The sequence below is a fragment of the Streptomyces sp. NPDC003379 genome (genome assembly GCF_053589195.1).
Genome location: NZ_JBSFRK010000066.1, coordinates 15,851 through 30,520, shown reverse-complemented (window position 1 = coordinate 30,520; position 14,670 = coordinate 15,851). Strand labels below are relative to the sequence as shown.

Genomic DNA, 14,670 nt, shown 5'->3' with positions numbered 1-14,670 from the left:
AGGGACGCCTTCAGCTCGTCGGTGGCTCCGGTGTAGCGGATGGAGTTGGAGAGGACTGAGCGGTACCGGGGCTCTGTCGTCACGGTCGAGAGCCGGAGGTCACTTCAGCTCCGCCGGCGGCGTCCTCTCGCTGTCGACCTTCTCGACCCGCTCCAGCTTGCCCCACACGACGTAGCGGTAGGTGGAGGTGTAGACCGGCGTGCAGGTCGTCAGCGTGATGTAGCGGCCCGGCTTCCTCGCGCCCGATTCCCTCGGGACGGGGTCCAGGACCTTCACGTTGTACTTCGAGGTCGACGGCAGCGTCTCGTACACCTTGTAGACGTACCACTTGTCCCGCGACTCGAAGACGATCGCGTCGCCCTTCTTGATCTTGTCGATCTTGTGGAACTTCGCGCCGTGCCCGTCGCGGTGCGCGGCCAGCGTGAAGTTGCCCTTCTTGTCCTGGGGAAGGGCCGACTTGATCGGTTTCTTGTAGTAGCCCGCGATGCCGTCGTTGAGGTGATTGCTGTCCGTGCCCGGCTTGACCAGGATCTCGCCGTTGCCCATCGCGGGTACGTGGAGGAAGCCGATGCCGCCCTTGGTGTCGACGCTGCCCGGGCCGGCCGCCCAGTGGTCGCGCACCCGGTCGCCCTGCTTGTGCGCCTCGCGGTCGGCGACGACGTTCGTCCACCACAGGGAGTAGGCGACGAAGAGACCGAGGACGAGGCCGGCGGTGATGAGCAGTTCGCCGAAGACGCTGACCGCCGTGGCGATGGGGCCGCGGCCCCGGCGTCGTGGTGCGGGCGCCGGAGCGGGCGTCTCGGCCTGCTTCTCGTCGTCTTCGGTCGTGGCTGCCACTGGTTCTGCCCCGTTCTCACACTTCTAGTTGACGAGCACGCTCGGCTTGCCCTTGCTGCGCGGCCGTTCCTCGGCCATCTTGCCCCAGACGATCATTCGATACTTACTCGTGAATTCCGGGGTGCAAGTGGTCAGTGTGATGTAGCGGCCGGGTTTCGTGAAGCCGGAGCCCGGCGGGACAGGACCGATCACGCTGATGTTGCCGGGGCTCGTCTGCGGCAGGATGCTCGCCATCTTGTAGACGAAGTACTTGTCCTGCGTCTCCACGACGATCGGGTCGCCCGGCTCCAGGCGGTTGATGTACCGGAAGGGCTCGCCGTGGGTGTTGCGGTGGCCCGCCACCGCGAAGTTGCCCTTCTCGGCGTCCGGCATCGCCGTCTTGGTGGCGCCCTCGTTGTAGTGGCCGACCATGCCGCGGTCGAGGACCTTCTGCTTGTCGATGCCCTCGGCGACCGGCACGACGACGTCCAGCTTGGGGATGTGCAGGAGCGCGAAGCCCTGGCCCGGCTCGAAGGCGTCCGGCTTGCCCTTGCCCTTCGCCCAGTCCTCCTGGAGGTCGTGGGCGGCACCGTCCGCCTGCTGCTGGGCACGGATGTTCGTCCACCACAGCTGGTACGTGACGAACAGCAGCATCAACACGCCCACGGTGATGAAGACTTCACCGAGCCCCCGGCTGATCACCGCGCCGGGCGAGGGCCTGCGGGCACGCTCGGCGCGGCGGGCCTCGACGCGGGAGAGGGGGGCGCCGCCCGGCCGGGGCTGTGCGGGGCGTGGGGCGCCCTTCTTGGCCCGGGCGGCCCGCTTGCCCTTGGCGGCCTTGCGGCGGGCGGCACGGCCCTCGGTGGGGCGGTCCGCGGGGCGATCGGGCTGCGGCTCGGCCGCGCGCCGGACGTCGGCTATCGGATCAGGGGCGTACGCGGTCGGATCGGGGGCGTACGCGCCGTACAGCTGCTCGTACGTGGGTTCAGGCGTCCCCTGCCGCGGCACTTGGCCGCCGTTCCAGTCGCGGGCGTATCCCTGGGGCTCTGGGGCCTCCCGCGCGGGTGTCTGCCGCGGCGGCTCCGGCGTCGAGCTGCGGAACCACGGAGAGGGGTGTTGCCCCGGCAGCGGATCGTTCAGTGGGTCGGTCAGGTGATCGACCGCCTCCTCCAGGGCACCGGCGTCCCCGAGCGCGTGACCGGCCCCGTCCCCGCCCGCCGCGTCCTGCGCGTCGTACGGGGCTCCGGAGGAGTCGTGCTCGGGGCGCAAGGCCGTCACGCCGTGGCCCTGCCCACCACCGGGGCGAGCCCGCTCGATCGCTCGACGGCTCCGGTGTCGCCGCACTCCACCAGCCAGTTGGCGAGCATGAGGTGGCCGTGCTCGGTCAGCACGGACTCGGGGTGGAACTGCACGCCCTCGACCGGAAGTTCGCGGTGGCGCAGTCCCATGATGATCCCGTCCTCCGTGCGCGCGGTGACCTCGAGCTCGGCCGGGACCGTGGCGGGCTCGGCGGCCAGGGAGTGGTAGCGGGTCGCGGTGAACGGCGACGGCAGGCCCGTGAAGACGCCCGTGCCCTCGTGGCGTACGAGCGAGGTCTTGCCGTGCAGAAGCTCCGGGGCGCGATCCACCACGCCGCCGTACGCCACCGCCATCGACTGCATGCCGAGGCAGACCCCGAAGACGGGCACGCCGGTCGTGGCGCAGTGCCGCACCATCTCGACGCAGACGCCCGCCTGCTCCGGGGTGCCGGGGCCGGGCGAGAGGAGGACGCCGTCGAAGCCGTCCTGCGCGTGCCGCAGCTCGACCTCGTCGTTGCGCAGCACCTCGCACTCGGCACCCAGCTGGTACAGGTACTGGACGAGGTTGAAGACGAAGCTGTCGTAGTTGTCCACGACCAGGACGCGGGTGCGGCGGGCGCCGCCGGGGGTGCTCACTGGCCGTCCACGGTGACGTCGTTGAAGGGGAGCAGCGGCTCGGCCCACGGGAAGACGTACTGGAACAGCACATAGACCACCGCGAAGACGAGCACCAGCGAAATCAGCGCCCTTACCCATGCGTTTCCCGGCAGATGCCGCCAGATCCAGCCGTACATGCCGTCCCTTCCGTCGCGTACGGCAACAGGCCTCTCTCGCCGTACGGCACCAGACTAACGGCGCAGTGCCTCCGGTTTCCCGGCCTCCACGGGCTGCGTGGCATCCAGATGCGCCCAGACGATCAGCCGGTGGCTGTGGCCCCACTCCGGTTCGCACGTCGTGAGGGTGAGGTAGCGGCCCGGGCCCCGGAAGCCGGACTTGCGCGGGACGGGATCGATGACGCCGACGTCGCCGGGAAGCGTCCTGTAGGGCTTCCTGTGGACGCGGTACGTGAACCAGGTCGCGCCGTCGGTCAGGACGACGGCATCACCGCGGCGCAGCCTCGGGAAGTCCTTGAAGGGGTCGCCGTAGGTGCGGCGGTGGCCGGCCACGGAGAAGTTGCCCTTCTGCCCGAGCCGCGCGGTGGAGGCGTAGTGGCCGAGGCCCTTCTTCAGTACGTCGGTGCCGGTGCCCTGGAGCACGGGCTTGTTCCACGTGAAACCGAACCGCGGGATGTACATGACGGCGAACGACCTGCCGTCCTTGTAGGGGGCGGGCTTCTTGGGGGAGCTGACGAGCGGGTCCCGCGCCCACCGGTCCTGGAGCTCGTCGATCTGGCCGTCCATGGCGCTGTCGGCCTTCACGCCGGTCCAGAACAGGACGTACACCACGAAGAGCACGATCAGCGTGCCGACGGTGATGCACAGTTCGCTGAGCGTCCTGACCATCACGCGCACGGACACGGGCTCCCCCAGGGCGCTGCTCGGGCTACTTCACAGGCTTCGCGTAGTGGAGATCCACTGTGCCCGAGTAGCCGGGAAGAGTCACCGCCCCGTCGTCGTCCACTTTCCAGCCGAGGCCGTACGCGTTGACGTACAGCATGTAGTTCTGGATCTCGGGGGACGCGACGAGGGCGCTCGTCAGCTTGTCGGGGTCACCCACGGCGGTCACCTTGTAGGGCGGGGAGTAGACGCGGCCCTGGAGGATCAGGGTGTTGCCGACGCAGCGCACGGCGCTCGTGGAGATCAGCCGCTGGTCCATGACCTTGATGCCCTTGGCGCCGCCCTGCCACAGGGCGTTGACCACGGCTTGGAGGTCCTGCTGGTGGATGACCAGGTCGTTCGGCTGGGGCTCGGGGTAGCCGGGGAGCTTGGCCGTGGCGTCGGGCGGGGCGTCGGCGAGGGTGACCGTGACGGCCTCGCCGCTCAGCTTCTTCGTGCCGGCGTTCTCCTCCAGGGCCTTGAGCCGGGCGTCGTCGGCCTTGGTGCCGCCGTTGTCGCGCTGGGCGAGCGACTCGACGTCGTCGCGCAGGGAGCCGTTGGACTCGTCGAGCGCGCCGTTCTTGTGGCTGCGCTCCTGAATCAGGTCGGAGAGTTTCAGCAGTGAGGCGTCGGTACGGATGTTGGTGCCCTTGGCCGTGTTGAAACTGGTGAAGAAAATCAGTCCCGCCAGGGCGAAAACGGCGCCCGTAAGCACCCGAACCGGACGCCATCGGGGTCGACGACCGGCACCTTTGTGGGGGTCGGCAGAATTGCTCAACGTACCCTTATCTCCTTCAGCGCCGCGGAAGCACTACGCTAACGGACGCCCGGGGAAGCCTCGGCTCCCATGGAGCCCCGCCCGGCGCCAGACCCGTTACCTGCGCGGCCACGCAGCGCATCGACAGGAGAGACCCTCGTGCCGAAGTCACGTATCCGCAAGAAGGCAGACGACTACACGCCGCCGCCGTCCTCATCGTCGACGTCGTCGACGTCGAAGAAGGCGACGGCCATCAAGCTGACCAACCGCAGCTGGGTGGCTCCGGTGATGCTGGCGATGTTCCTCATCGGACTCGCCTGGATCGTCGTTTTCTACGTCACGGACGGCAAGCTGCCGGTCGACCCGCTCGGGAACTGGAACATCGTGGTCGGCTTCGGCTTCATCGCGGCGGGATTCGGCGTCTCCACGCAGTGGAAGTAGGCCGCCGCGCGCAAGCCCTGCCCTGAGTTATCCACAGCGCTATCCACATGAGTGGAAAAGGTCTGAAGATCTGTGGATAACTCTCCGCCGGTTGACGCCGGTGTGACCGGTGCGCCGGTTCTCTCCCACCGCTCGCCCCTTGCCCTTCCTGGGTAAACCCAGGTCAGTGACAAGGGGCACGGTTGTTCCCCACCTCGTGCACAAGATCGGGCACGCGCTGTGGACAACCGTGCTCACGTCACGTGAGCTGCCCGGTCCTGACGACGACCATCACCACGGTCGCGACGAGCACCAGCGCGCAGCTGCCGTACTGGATGAGGTTCCGCCGCTCGCGGGGCGCGTGCACCATGGCGTAGCCGACGATGACACCGCCGACGAGGCCGCCGACGTGGGCCTGCCACGCGATGCTGGGCCAGAAGGCGGTGATGAGCAGGTTGATCGCCAGCAGGGCGACGACCGGCCGCATGTCGTAGTTCAGGCGCCGCATCAGGATGGCGGTCGCGCCGAACAGACCGAAGATGGCGCCGGACGCTCCGAGCGAGGGCTGGTTCGGCTCGGCGAGCAGATAGGTCAGCGCGCTGCCCGCGAGTCCCGATGCCATGTACAGCGCGATGTAGCGGACCCGGCCGAGGGCCGCTTCGAGCGGCCCGCCGATCCACCACAGGCTCAGCATGTTGAAGGCGATGTGCATGATGCTGCCGTGCAGGAACATGGCCGTGACCAGGCGGTACCACTGCCCCTCGGCGACGCCCTCGACCGACCCCAGCTCCGGCACGATGGCCCGCCCGAGCAGGTCGTACTGATCGGTGAAGCGGTCCCCGACCGCCAGCTGCACCACGAACAGGGCGATGTTCAGCCCCAGCAGGATCTTGGTGACCAGTCGCGGGTCCGCGGCGATCGTGCCGCCCGCGACCGTGCGCGGCCGGTTGGCCGCGGGCGCGTGACCGGTACCGGAGCCGTCGCGGACGCACTCCGGGCACTGAAAGCCGACCGAGGCGCTGATCATGCACTCGGGGCAGATGGGGCGCTCGCAGCGGGTGCAGGTGATGCCGGTCCCGCGGTCCGGGTGGCGGTAGCAGCCGGGCAGGCCCGACGTCTCCTGCGGCTCCTGCGGGCTGCCTGGCACCTGGTCCATGGGATCCCCTCAATCTCCGTACGAAGGCGCTGCGGCGGACGCTTGGCAACGCGCCGCCCCGCCCTTCCTTACGGATGAGCGGGGCGGTTCGGTTCCCGGGCGATACGCGCGGGTACGCGCTGATCAGGCGTCGCGGGTCTCGATGACCACGGACTCGATGACCACGTCGTTGACCGGGCGGTCGGTGCGCGGGTTGGTCTGGACGCCCGCGATGGCGTCCACGACCTTCTTGCCGGCGTCGTTGGCGACCTCGCCGAAGATCGTGTGCTTGCGGGTCAGCCACGCGGTCGGCGACACAGTCACGAAGAACTGCGAGCCGTTCGTGCCCGGACCGGCGTTGGCCATCGCCAGCAGGTACGGCTTGTCGAAGGCGAGGTCCGGGTGGAACTCGTCCTCGAACTCGTAACCCGGGCCGCCCGTGCCGTTGCCCAGCGGGTCACCGCCCTGGATCATGAAACCACTGATGACCCGGTGGAAGACCGTGCCGTCGTACAGCCGGTCCTTGGTCTTCTTGCCGGTCTGCGGGTGAACCCACTCGCGCTCGCCCTGGGCGAGTTCAACAAAGTTCTTGACCGTCTTCGGCGCGTGATTCGGCAGCAGCCGCACCTCGATGTCGCCTTGGTTGGTCTTCAGGGTGGCGTAAAGCTGCTCAGCCACGATCTGCCTTCCGTTGTCTTCTGTGACACTCCGATCCTCGCACGGACCGGATTGGGACGAGTAGCCACCGAGTGGGCGCGCGCCCAAGCGATCCGTGGCATTGTCGGCGAAGAGCTCTTCTTGCACCGAATCGATCGAATTGAACGGAACGAACCGATCGATCACCTTCCCCTTGCGCCGGATGCCCGCCGTCTCATACCTGGGAGCGATCCAGAAGGTATCCAACAGGCATCCAGAAGGCATGATCCTTGAAAGGGTGGAAAGGTGACATACGTATACGCCACCGAGGAGGAGGATCACGTGACCCGCAAGGACAGCGTGCGCGCCGCGACCGGCTCGGCCAAGGACAGCGTGCGGCACGCCGCGGACGCGGTGGCGCCATACGCCGACACGGCCAAGGAGCGAGCCACCCAGTACGCCCATGAGGCGCGTGCGCGGCTGGCGCCCAAGGTGTCGCAGGCCGCCGAACAGGCCCGTGTCCAGTACGGCGCCCACGTCGCCCCCCGCGTCGAGCAGGCGCGTACGCATGTGCCGCCGAAGGTCGACCACGCCGCCCACGAGGCGGCCGTCCGCACGCGCAAGGCGGCCCGACAGGCCGCCGAGTACTCCAAGCCCCGCATCGAGTACGCGGTGGCCGCCGCGCAGCCCGTCCGCGAGGAGGCCACGTCCCGCAGCACGGCGGCGCTCGCCGCGCTGCGCGGTCAGGTCTCGGCCAAGGAGATCCAGCGCCTGGTACGCAAGCACGAGCGCCGCGCCAGGAACGGCCGCATCGCCAAGAGGATCGCCGTCCTCGGCATTCTCGCGGGTGGTGCCGTCGCCGCCTGGAAGTGGTGGGACAAGCAGGCCAACCCCGACTGGCTGGTCGAGCCGCCGGCGGCCACCGAGGTTCCGGACACCACGTCGCTGACCACGGTCGACGGCAGTGACCAGGCGGCCCTCGACCCCGAGGTCCAGGCCAAGCAGGCCGAGGCGGAGGCGGCGGTGGACCGGCACAAGCAGGGCTGACCCCGCGGTCCGCACACAGCGACGACAACGCCGTGGGGCGGGAGACCATCCGGTCTCCCGCCCCACGGTGTTTCACGTGAAACCGTCGCCACCCGTAGAACAGTCGGTGAGAACAGTCAGTCCACCGTCACCGGGTCGTCAGCGCCTCCGGTGACTGTTGCCGGTATGACGTCGATCGTGGCAGTTTCCAGCTGCCTTCCCGACACCATCCCGATCTCCCGTTTCCAGAAGGAACTCCAGCTCACAGATGTTCAGTTAAGGCGTTACGAGCGTTTCTACGGGCTGTCCGAGGTCTGCCGCGACCCGGCGGCGACCGAGCCGGAGCTGCTGCTGCGGGCCACGGCGAAGCTCGTGGAGCTGCGCGGGCAGGAGCAGCGCGTCAAGTACGTCGTGCAGGCGCGGACCATGCCCTCGCCGATGCCCTATCCGCTGACCTCGCTCGGTCCGGTGCAGGCCGCACTCGGGCTCGAACACGCCGCCGGGTTCGTCGTCTCCCACCACGCCTGCGCCTCGGGGCTGCTCGCCGTGGACATCGCGGGGACGCTGCTCGCCGCCGATCCGGACCCGGACGCGCTCGCTCTCGTCCTCGCCGGAGAGAAGGTGTGCACGGCCCAGACCCAGTCCATCCCGGACGTCACGGTGATGGGTGAGGGCACGGTCGCCCTGCTGGTGAGCGCGGACCGGGTCGGCGGCGACCGGATGCTCGGCTACGCCGCCCGTACGCACACGCAGTTCGGCGACGAGTTCATCATGGGCGACGAGGCGGCCAAGGAGTTCCAGGAGCTGTACGGGCCCGGTCTGTGCGAGGTGATCACCGCGGCCCTGGAGGAAGCGGAGTGCGGCCTCGACGACCTGGCGCTCGTACTGCCGCACAACGTCAACCGGCTGTCGTGGATCGGCGTCTGCAAGGCCCTCGGCCTGCCTCTCGACCGGGTCTTCCTCGACCTGGTGCCGAAGACCGGGCACTGCTTCTGCGCCGACCCCTTCATCAATCTGCAGAAGGCCGGGGAGCTGGGGCGGCTGCGGCCCGGCGACCGCTACCTCATGACCAGCGTGGGGCTCGGGGCGACCTTCGCCGCCATGGTCTTCGAACACTGAGTCCCCACGCCAGTCGCACCGAGCCCCCTCCCCCGTCAGTCGCACACCGCGCACCCGAGCGGGCGCACACGAGAAATGATCGAGGTCGACATGCATCTTCCGTCCGCCGGCTTCAGCGGGCGCCTCAAGTACGCCGTCACCGGGGCCGCCGACACGCCCTTGGTGTTCCTGGGCAACTTCGAGGTGGAGAACCAGTGGGCGCTCGGTGAACCGGCACTGCCCCGGGTCGCCTCCCACGCGGGCAGCGCCGTCGTGAACCGCATGGACGAGTTCGCGCTGCTGCTCGGCGGCAAGGACGACCACGTCGTCCTCAAGACGCCCCTGGACGACGGCTACCGCGCCTACCTGGAGGGCCTCGGCCTCACGCTGCCCACCGTCCACGTGGTGGCCGGGCAGGACCCGCAGCGCACCGTCAGCGAGGACGCCCTCGCCGACCCGGAGCTGCTGCGCACCCTGTCCGCACTCGCCGGGGACGGAGCGCGGCTGACGGCGCACGGCATCTCCACCGTGGAGGAGGAGCTGGCCGAGCGGACCGGGCTGCGCCTGGGCGCACCCCCCGCCGCCGTCTGCAAGCGCGTCAACAGCAAGGTCTACAGCCGCAGGCTCGCCGATGAGCTGGGCATCCGGCAGGCGCGGGGCTGGGCCTGCGAGACGCTCGACGAGCTGGCGGCCGCGGTCGACGCGGCCGGTGAACTGCTCGACGCGGGGCGCCGGGTCGTCATCAAGGACGCCTTCGGCGTGTCCGGCAAGGGCATCGTCGTACTCGACAGCGCGAAGCGGCTCGCCCGGCTGCACCGGATGGCGGTCGCGCAGGCCGAACGCGCGGCGGCGGCCGACGGCACGAGCCCGCGTACCGCCCTCGTGATCGAGGAGTGGGTCGCCAAGCGGGCCGACCTCAACTACCAGTTCACGGTCGGCCGCGACGGCTCCACGCACTTCGACTTCGTCAAGGAACTGCTCACCGAGAACGGCGTCCACAAGGGGCACCGCATGCCGGCCCGGCTGAGCGAGGCGCAGGTCGACGAGATCACCCGCACCGCGCACCGGCTCGGGGAGCGGCTCTCCACCGACGGCTACTTCGGAGTGGTGGGCATCGACGCGATGGTCGACCCCGACGAGGGCCTCTACCCGATCATCGAGATCAACGCCCGCAACAACATGTCCACGTACCAGAACGTGGTGCACGAAGGTCTCGCCGGAGCCGACGAGGTCGCCGTCGCGCGGCACTTCCCGGTCCGCCTCGACCGGCCGCTGCCCTTCTCGGAGCTGCGCGAGGTCCTGTCCGGGCTGCTGCTGGAGGAGCGGGGCCCGCGCCCCCACGGCCTGTTCGTGAACAACTACGCCACGGTGAACGCCGCCGCCACCGACGGCACCGACGGCTTCGAGGGACGGCTGTACGGCGTGCTCGTGGCCGCCTCCGACGACCTGGTCGGCGCGCTCGACGCCGACATCACCCGCCGCCTCGCGGCCCACACGGAACGGAGCTGAACGTGAGCGTCGCATTTGAGGTGCAGGGCGTCGGCATCACCGAACTCGCCGAGGAGTTCGGCACACCTCTCTACCTGTACGACGGCGAGGAGATCACCACCCGCTTCCAGGGGCTGCGCGAGCATCTGCACCCCTCCCTGGAGGTCTTCTACTCCCTCAAGGCCAACCCCAACATCTCCATCTGCTCCCTGCTGCACCGCTGCGGTGCCCGCGCCGAGGTCTCCTCGCTGACCGAGCTGGTGACGGCGCGCCGCGCGGGCGTCGCGCCGCACGACATCATCTTCCTCGGCCCCGGCAAGAGCCGCGCCGAGCTGGCGGCCTGCCTGGACGAGGACATCTACGCCGTCGTCTGCGAGTCCCTCGGCGAGCTGGCCCTCATCGACGAGGTGGCGCGTGAGCGCGGCGTCACCGCGCGGGTCGCGCTGCGCGTCAACCCGAGCTTCACCGTCAAGGGCTCGGGCCTGACGATGGGCGGCAAGCCGCGCCAGTTCGGCATGGACGAGGAGCAGCTGCTCGCCGAGACGCCGGAGCTGGCCGCCCGCTACCCCGCCGTGCGGCTCATGGGCGTCCAGGTCTACCTGGGCACGCGCATCCTCGGCGAGGAGACCGTCGTCGAGAACACCCGCCGCATCCTGGACCTGGCCGAGCGCATGGCGGCGCACCTGGACTTCCCCCTGGAGATGGTTGACGTCGGGGGCGGCCTCGGCATCGCCTACTTCGACAACGAGAAGGACCTGGACCTCGCGGAGCTGACCGCGCACCTCAACCCCCTCATCGAGGACTTCACGGCCCGGCACCCCGGCACTCGCATGATCATGGAGCTGGGCCGCTTCCTCGTCGCCGCGTCCGGCACCTATGTGACGCGGGTGCGCTACACGAAGACGTCGATGGGCGAGAACTTCGCCGTCACCGACGGCGGCACGAACCACCACATGGCGGCGGTCGGCATCGGCTCGTACGTGAAGCGGAACTTCCCCATGGCCGCCCTGGAGCGCGTCGATGAGCCGGCCACCGAGCCCTGGCACATCACCGGGCCGCTGTGCACGCCGAACGACGTCATCGGCAAGAAGGTGCCGATGCCGCCGCTGCGCGCCGGTGAGCTGGTGGGCGTGCAGCGCTCCGGCGCGTACGGTCCGACGGCCTCGCCGGTGCACTTCCTGAGCCACGGATACCCGTCGGAGGTCCTGGTCCTGGACGGGCGGGCGCAGCTGATCCGCGAGCGGGACGACGTCGAGGTGATGCTCGGGCGGCAGCGGCTGTACGAGCCCACCGGCACCGACGACGAGGGCTGAGCCCCCGCACGACTCCCGACACCTGCTGAGCAACACACCCTGAGAACAAGGAGATCCCCATGACCGAGAACACCGCAGTCGCCCTGAGCACCGCGGACCGCGAGCGGTATGTGAACGCCGTCCGCGAGGGCCTGTCGGAGGTTCTGAACAAGGACGTGACCGGGGCCGCGGAGAGCGTACGGCTCTTCGACGAGCTGGGCCTCGACTCCAGCAGCGCGCTCGAACTGCTCATCACCATCGAGGAGATCCTCGGTGTGCAGTTCGACGCCGACGAGCTGGAGATGACGCACTTCGAGACGGTGGGCTCCCTCGCCGGCTTCGTCGCGGCGGAAACGAGCGGCTGAGCATGTTCCGCACGACTGCGCCCGTGCGGCGCCCGGATGCCGGGGCGGACTCCTCGGCCGCCGTGCCCCGGGTCGTCCGGGCGGCGAGGCACACCGTGCCGGGGCCGGGCGTGGCGTACGACCCCGACCCCGTGCGGGAGGACTTCTTCCGCGAGATGGGCGCCCCCTACGGGGTGGCCTTCGACCGTGAGCGGTACGCCGCCTCGGGGCGGCGCACCTCCGTGGAACTGGCGTACGGCGCGCTCGACGCGCTGGGACCGCTGGCCGCGGCTGAGTGCCCCGAGGTGGTGGTGGTCGCCTACGCCACCCCGGACTTCGAACACGCCGAGCTGGTCGCGTCCTGCGTGAAGCGGCTGCTGCCGGGCGAACCGCTGTCGTTCGCCCTCTCCGACCAGGGTGTCCTCGCGCCGTTCAGCGCGCTGCGGGTGGCGGTGGAGTACGCCCGGCGCCGCGGCTTCCGGCGGCTGCTCCTGCTGGTCGTGGATCAGTCCACGCAGCCGTATGCCGTGCCGGACGCGGGCCAGGTCACCGTCCGTGCGGACGAGGCGGTGGCGCTGCTCGTCGAGTGGCCGGGGGGCGAGGGCGCCGTGCGGGGCATGGCGCACGGGCGGCCGTCGTCCGAGGTGTACGCGCGGTGGGACGAGGCGGCGGCGGTCGTGGCCGGTGCGGGTCTCTCCGCCGGCGGAGGCGGCGAGGGGGGCGCCGCGGGTCCCGCGCTCCCGCCGCACGGCGAAGTGGTGGCGAGGGGTGTGCTGGGGCAGCCGTGCACGGGCGTGTGGACCGCGCTCCTGGAAGCGGCGGTCCCGTCCCGGCCCGTGGTCGTGGCCGACTACGACCGTGAGCGGGACTTCTTGGCCTACTGCACGCTCGACATGGGGGAGCTGGGATCCGTTGACCGTTTCGACCGAGGTGCGTGAGCACGGGCACGAGGCGCGGGTGAACGCGCGCGCCGACGGGCTGGTGCCCGCGCTGACGCTGCTGACCCGGGCCCTGTCCCCCGGGGCGCCGCCGCGCGGCCCGCGCGGACATGCCGTACTCCCGAAGGAGCTCCTCGACGAGTTCGCCGCGATGGAGCGCTCGGAGGACGGCGGGACCAGTACCGGTACCGCGAGCGAGAGTGACGGGCCGCTGCCCGGGCTCGCCGTCCTGCGGCCCGGTGCGGGCGGCCATGAGCCGCCGCCCGGGGCCGGGCCCGCGTTCCTCGACTGGAACGCCGGTCTCGCCTGGCTGCGGCTCGGGATGTCCGAGCGGCTGCGGGACGCCTGCATCGCCTATCTGGCGGCACGGCAGGTGGAAGGGGCCTCGCTGCTCATGCAGCAGATGGTCAAGGGATCGGTCGCCGACGTGCTGATCGAACACCTGGAGATCGAGGGCGTCCTCGACGACCTCACCGACGGTGCCGGGCCCGGCGGTGCGCCGCTGGGTCCCCGGCAACCGGTGGACGAGCGCACCCTCACCCGGCTCCAGGCGCAGATCACCCGGGCCGACCGCGCGCTGCTGCGGCTGCTCGGCGCGCACGGCTTCACGGCGGGGGGGCCGGGCATGGACGCCCACGCCTCCGAACTCCTCGCCGACGTGTACTGCGGGCCGCGGCCCGGCACCTCGTACGAGACCGACAAGGGGACCGTGTGATCAGCCTGCCCGGCTCGCTCGCGACCACGCATCAGTACGTACGGGGCTGGGCCGACGGCCTGCGCGCGGGCGCCCTGGAGCTCGACCGGGACCCGGACGCCATCCACCGGTATCTGGACCTGCCCGCGGTGCGCTTCCTCGCCGGGCACGAGGTCCCGCCCGGCTGGGAGCGGTCGAGCCGGGACGCGGGCAGCGGGCCCGCGCACGGTCTGGCCACCCTGGAGCGGGTCCTGGTCAGCGAGGAGCTGGCGCGCGGCGACGCCGGGATGATGCTGGCCTCGCCCGGACCCTCGATGTGCGGGGTGCTGCTGGGCGTCCTGGGCAGCCAGGAGCAGCGGGACTGGGTGTACGGCAGGCTCGCCGAGCGTCCCCGCTGGACCTGCTTCGCCCTGACCGAGCCCGAGCGGGGCTCCGCCATCGGCGAGATGACCGTCACGCTGACCCCGGTGGGCGACGGCTCGTACGTCCTCGACGGCGAGAAGCGGTACGTCGGCAACGGCGCGCGCGCCGACGTCGCGGCCGTCTTCGCGCGCGTCGCGGGCACCGAGCGGCTCGGCGTGATGGCCGTACTCGTGGACACCTCCGACCCCGGCTTCCGTGCCGAGCCGCTGCCCACGGTCGGGCTGCGCGGCGTCCAGCTCACCCACATCACGCTCGACTCGGTGCCGGTCCCGGCCGGGCGGGTGCTGGGCGCGCACCTCCCGCCGACCCGCCGCGGCATGTGGAGCATCGTCAACGTCTTCAACCAGCTGCGCCCCAGCGTCGCGGCGATCGCCCTCGGCATCGCCCGCGCCGCCCATGAGTACGTGGGCGAGCACCGGCAGCTGCTGCGGGGCGCGGAACGCGAGCTGTTCGATGAGCTGGGTCGCCGTATCGACGCGGCCAGGCTGTTGACGTACCGCGCCGCCCTCGCCGTGGACGCGCGGCCCTCCGCCGGGCATCTCGCGTCGGCGGCGAAGGCCCGCGCGTGCGAGCTCGCGGAGGACGTGACGATCCAGGCGCTCGGCTTCTTCGGACCCGGCGCCCGCCTCGACCACCCTCTCCTGGACAAGCTCGCCAGGGACGCCCGGGGCGTGGAGTTCATGGAAGGGACGCGCACCGTCCAGAAGCTCAATCTCTTCCAGGGGCTCCACACGGGAAAGGTGGGGAGGAGCTGAGCGCGGCAGACCCGG

17 protein-coding genes are annotated in these 14,670 nt (G+C 70.4%); 9 read left to right on the top strand and 8 right to left on the bottom strand.

The window, feature by feature from the left end; genetic code table 11:
• Positions 1–99 precede the first annotated feature (99 nt).
• Genes ACWDVB_RS37010 through ACWDVB_RS36985 form a run of 6 tightly spaced genes read right to left on the bottom strand, consistent with a single transcriptional unit; the run spans position 100 to position 4,427 of the window.
• The gene (locus ACWDVB_RS37010; RefSeq protein WP_451519314.1) at positions 100–837 is read right to left on the bottom strand and encodes a class E sortase; all 738 of its coding nucleotides are present in this window, start codon (positions 835–837) and stop codon (positions 100–102) included.
• Positions 838–861: 24 nt separating this feature from the next.
• Positions 862–2,094, bottom strand: coding sequence for a class E sortase (locus ACWDVB_RS37005; protein ID WP_451519315.1), 1,233 nt, complete (start codon positions 2,092–2,094; stop codon positions 862–864).
• On the bottom strand, positions 2,091–2,750 hold the full coding sequence (locus ACWDVB_RS37000; protein WP_451519316.1) for an aminodeoxychorismate/anthranilate synthase component II: 660 nt from the start codon (positions 2,748–2,750) through the stop codon (positions 2,091–2,093). Before ACWDVB_RS37000 ends, ACWDVB_RS37005 begins: the two co-directional genes overlap by 4 nt.
• Positions 2,747–2,908, bottom strand: coding sequence for a hypothetical protein (locus ACWDVB_RS36995; RefSeq protein WP_107097924.1), 162 nt, complete (start codon positions 2,906–2,908; stop codon positions 2,747–2,749). Before ACWDVB_RS36995 ends, ACWDVB_RS37000 begins: the two co-directional genes overlap by 4 nt.
• Before the next feature lie 54 nt (positions 2,909–2,962).
• Positions 2,963–3,625, bottom strand: a complete 663-nt coding sequence (locus tag ACWDVB_RS36990) for a class E sortase (RefSeq protein WP_451519335.1) — start codon at positions 3,623–3,625, stop codon at positions 2,963–2,965.
• Positions 3,626–3,656: 31 nt separating this feature from the next.
• On the bottom strand, positions 3,657–4,427 hold the full coding sequence (locus ACWDVB_RS36985; RefSeq protein ID WP_451519317.1) for a DUF881 domain-containing protein: 771 nt from the start codon (positions 4,425–4,427) through the stop codon (positions 3,657–3,659).
• Between the two features lie 138 nt (positions 4,428–4,565).
• Here ACWDVB_RS36985 and crgA point away from each other — a divergent pair, with 138 nt between their 5' ends.
• Entirely contained in the window at positions 4,566–4,847 is a 282-nt protein-coding gene (crgA, locus tag ACWDVB_RS36980) for a cell division protein CrgA (protein ID WP_451519318.1), read from the top strand.
• A 238-nt stretch (positions 4,848–5,085) separates the two neighbouring features.
• On the opposite strand, the gene ACWDVB_RS36975 is transcribed toward crgA, so the two are convergent.
• Together ACWDVB_RS36975 and ACWDVB_RS36970 are read right to left on the bottom strand one after the other, a co-directional pair.
• Positions 5,086–5,982: a rhomboid family intramembrane serine protease gene (locus ACWDVB_RS36975; RefSeq protein ID WP_451519319.1), complete on the bottom strand. Its 897-nt coding sequence runs from the start codon at positions 5,980–5,982 to the stop codon at positions 5,086–5,088.
• A gap of 123 nt (positions 5,983–6,105) precedes the next feature.
• A complete protein-coding gene (locus ACWDVB_RS36970; protein ID WP_451519320.1) occupies positions 6,106–6,639 on the bottom strand; it encodes a peptidylprolyl isomerase in 534 nt (177 codons plus the stop codon).
• A gap of 300 nt (positions 6,640–6,939) precedes the next feature.
• On the opposite strand from ACWDVB_RS36970, the gene ACWDVB_RS36965 reads away from it, so the two are divergent.
• The 8 genes from ACWDVB_RS36965 (at position 6,940) to ACWDVB_RS36930 (ending at position 14,655) form a co-directional block, all read left to right on the top strand.
• The gene (locus ACWDVB_RS36965; RefSeq protein ID WP_451519336.1) at positions 6,940–7,644 is read left to right on the top strand and encodes a DUF5324 family protein; all 705 of its coding nucleotides are present in this window, start codon (positions 6,940–6,942) and stop codon (positions 7,642–7,644) included.
• A gap of 165 nt (positions 7,645–7,809) precedes the next feature.
• On the top strand, positions 7,810–8,742 hold the full coding sequence (locus ACWDVB_RS36960) for a 3-oxoacyl-[acyl-carrier-protein] synthase III C-terminal domain-containing protein (RefSeq protein WP_451519321.1): 933 nt from the start codon (positions 7,810–7,812) through the stop codon (positions 8,740–8,742).
• 90 nt (positions 8,743–8,832) lie between these two features.
• A complete protein-coding gene (locus tag ACWDVB_RS36955) occupies positions 8,833–10,230 on the top strand; it encodes a preATP grasp domain-containing protein (RefSeq protein WP_451519322.1) in 1,398 nt (465 codons plus the stop codon).
• A gap of 2 nt (positions 10,231–10,232) precedes the next feature.
• A complete protein-coding gene (locus ACWDVB_RS36950) occupies positions 10,233–11,522 on the top strand; it encodes a type III PLP-dependent enzyme (RefSeq protein ID WP_451519323.1) in 1,290 nt (429 codons plus the stop codon).
• A gap of 59 nt (positions 11,523–11,581) precedes the next feature.
• A complete protein-coding gene (locus tag ACWDVB_RS36945) occupies positions 11,582–11,866 on the top strand; it encodes an acyl carrier protein (RefSeq protein WP_451519324.1) in 285 nt (94 codons plus the stop codon).
• 2 nt (positions 11,867–11,868) lie between these two features.
• Positions 11,869–12,783: a hypothetical protein gene (locus ACWDVB_RS36940; protein WP_451519325.1), complete on the top strand. Its 915-nt coding sequence runs from the start codon at positions 11,869–11,871 to the stop codon at positions 12,781–12,783.
• Positions 12,758–13,498, top strand: a complete 741-nt coding sequence (locus tag ACWDVB_RS36935) for a hypothetical protein (RefSeq protein ID WP_451519326.1) — start codon at positions 12,758–12,760, stop codon at positions 13,496–13,498. Before ACWDVB_RS36940 ends, ACWDVB_RS36935 begins: the two co-directional genes overlap by 26 nt.
• Positions 13,495–14,655: an acyl-CoA dehydrogenase family protein gene (locus tag ACWDVB_RS36930; protein ID WP_451519327.1), complete on the top strand. Its 1,161-nt coding sequence runs from the start codon at positions 13,495–13,497 to the stop codon at positions 14,653–14,655. The genes ACWDVB_RS36935 and ACWDVB_RS36930 overlap by 4 nt, the downstream gene beginning before the upstream one ends.
• Positions 14,656–14,670: the final 15 nt, after the last annotated feature.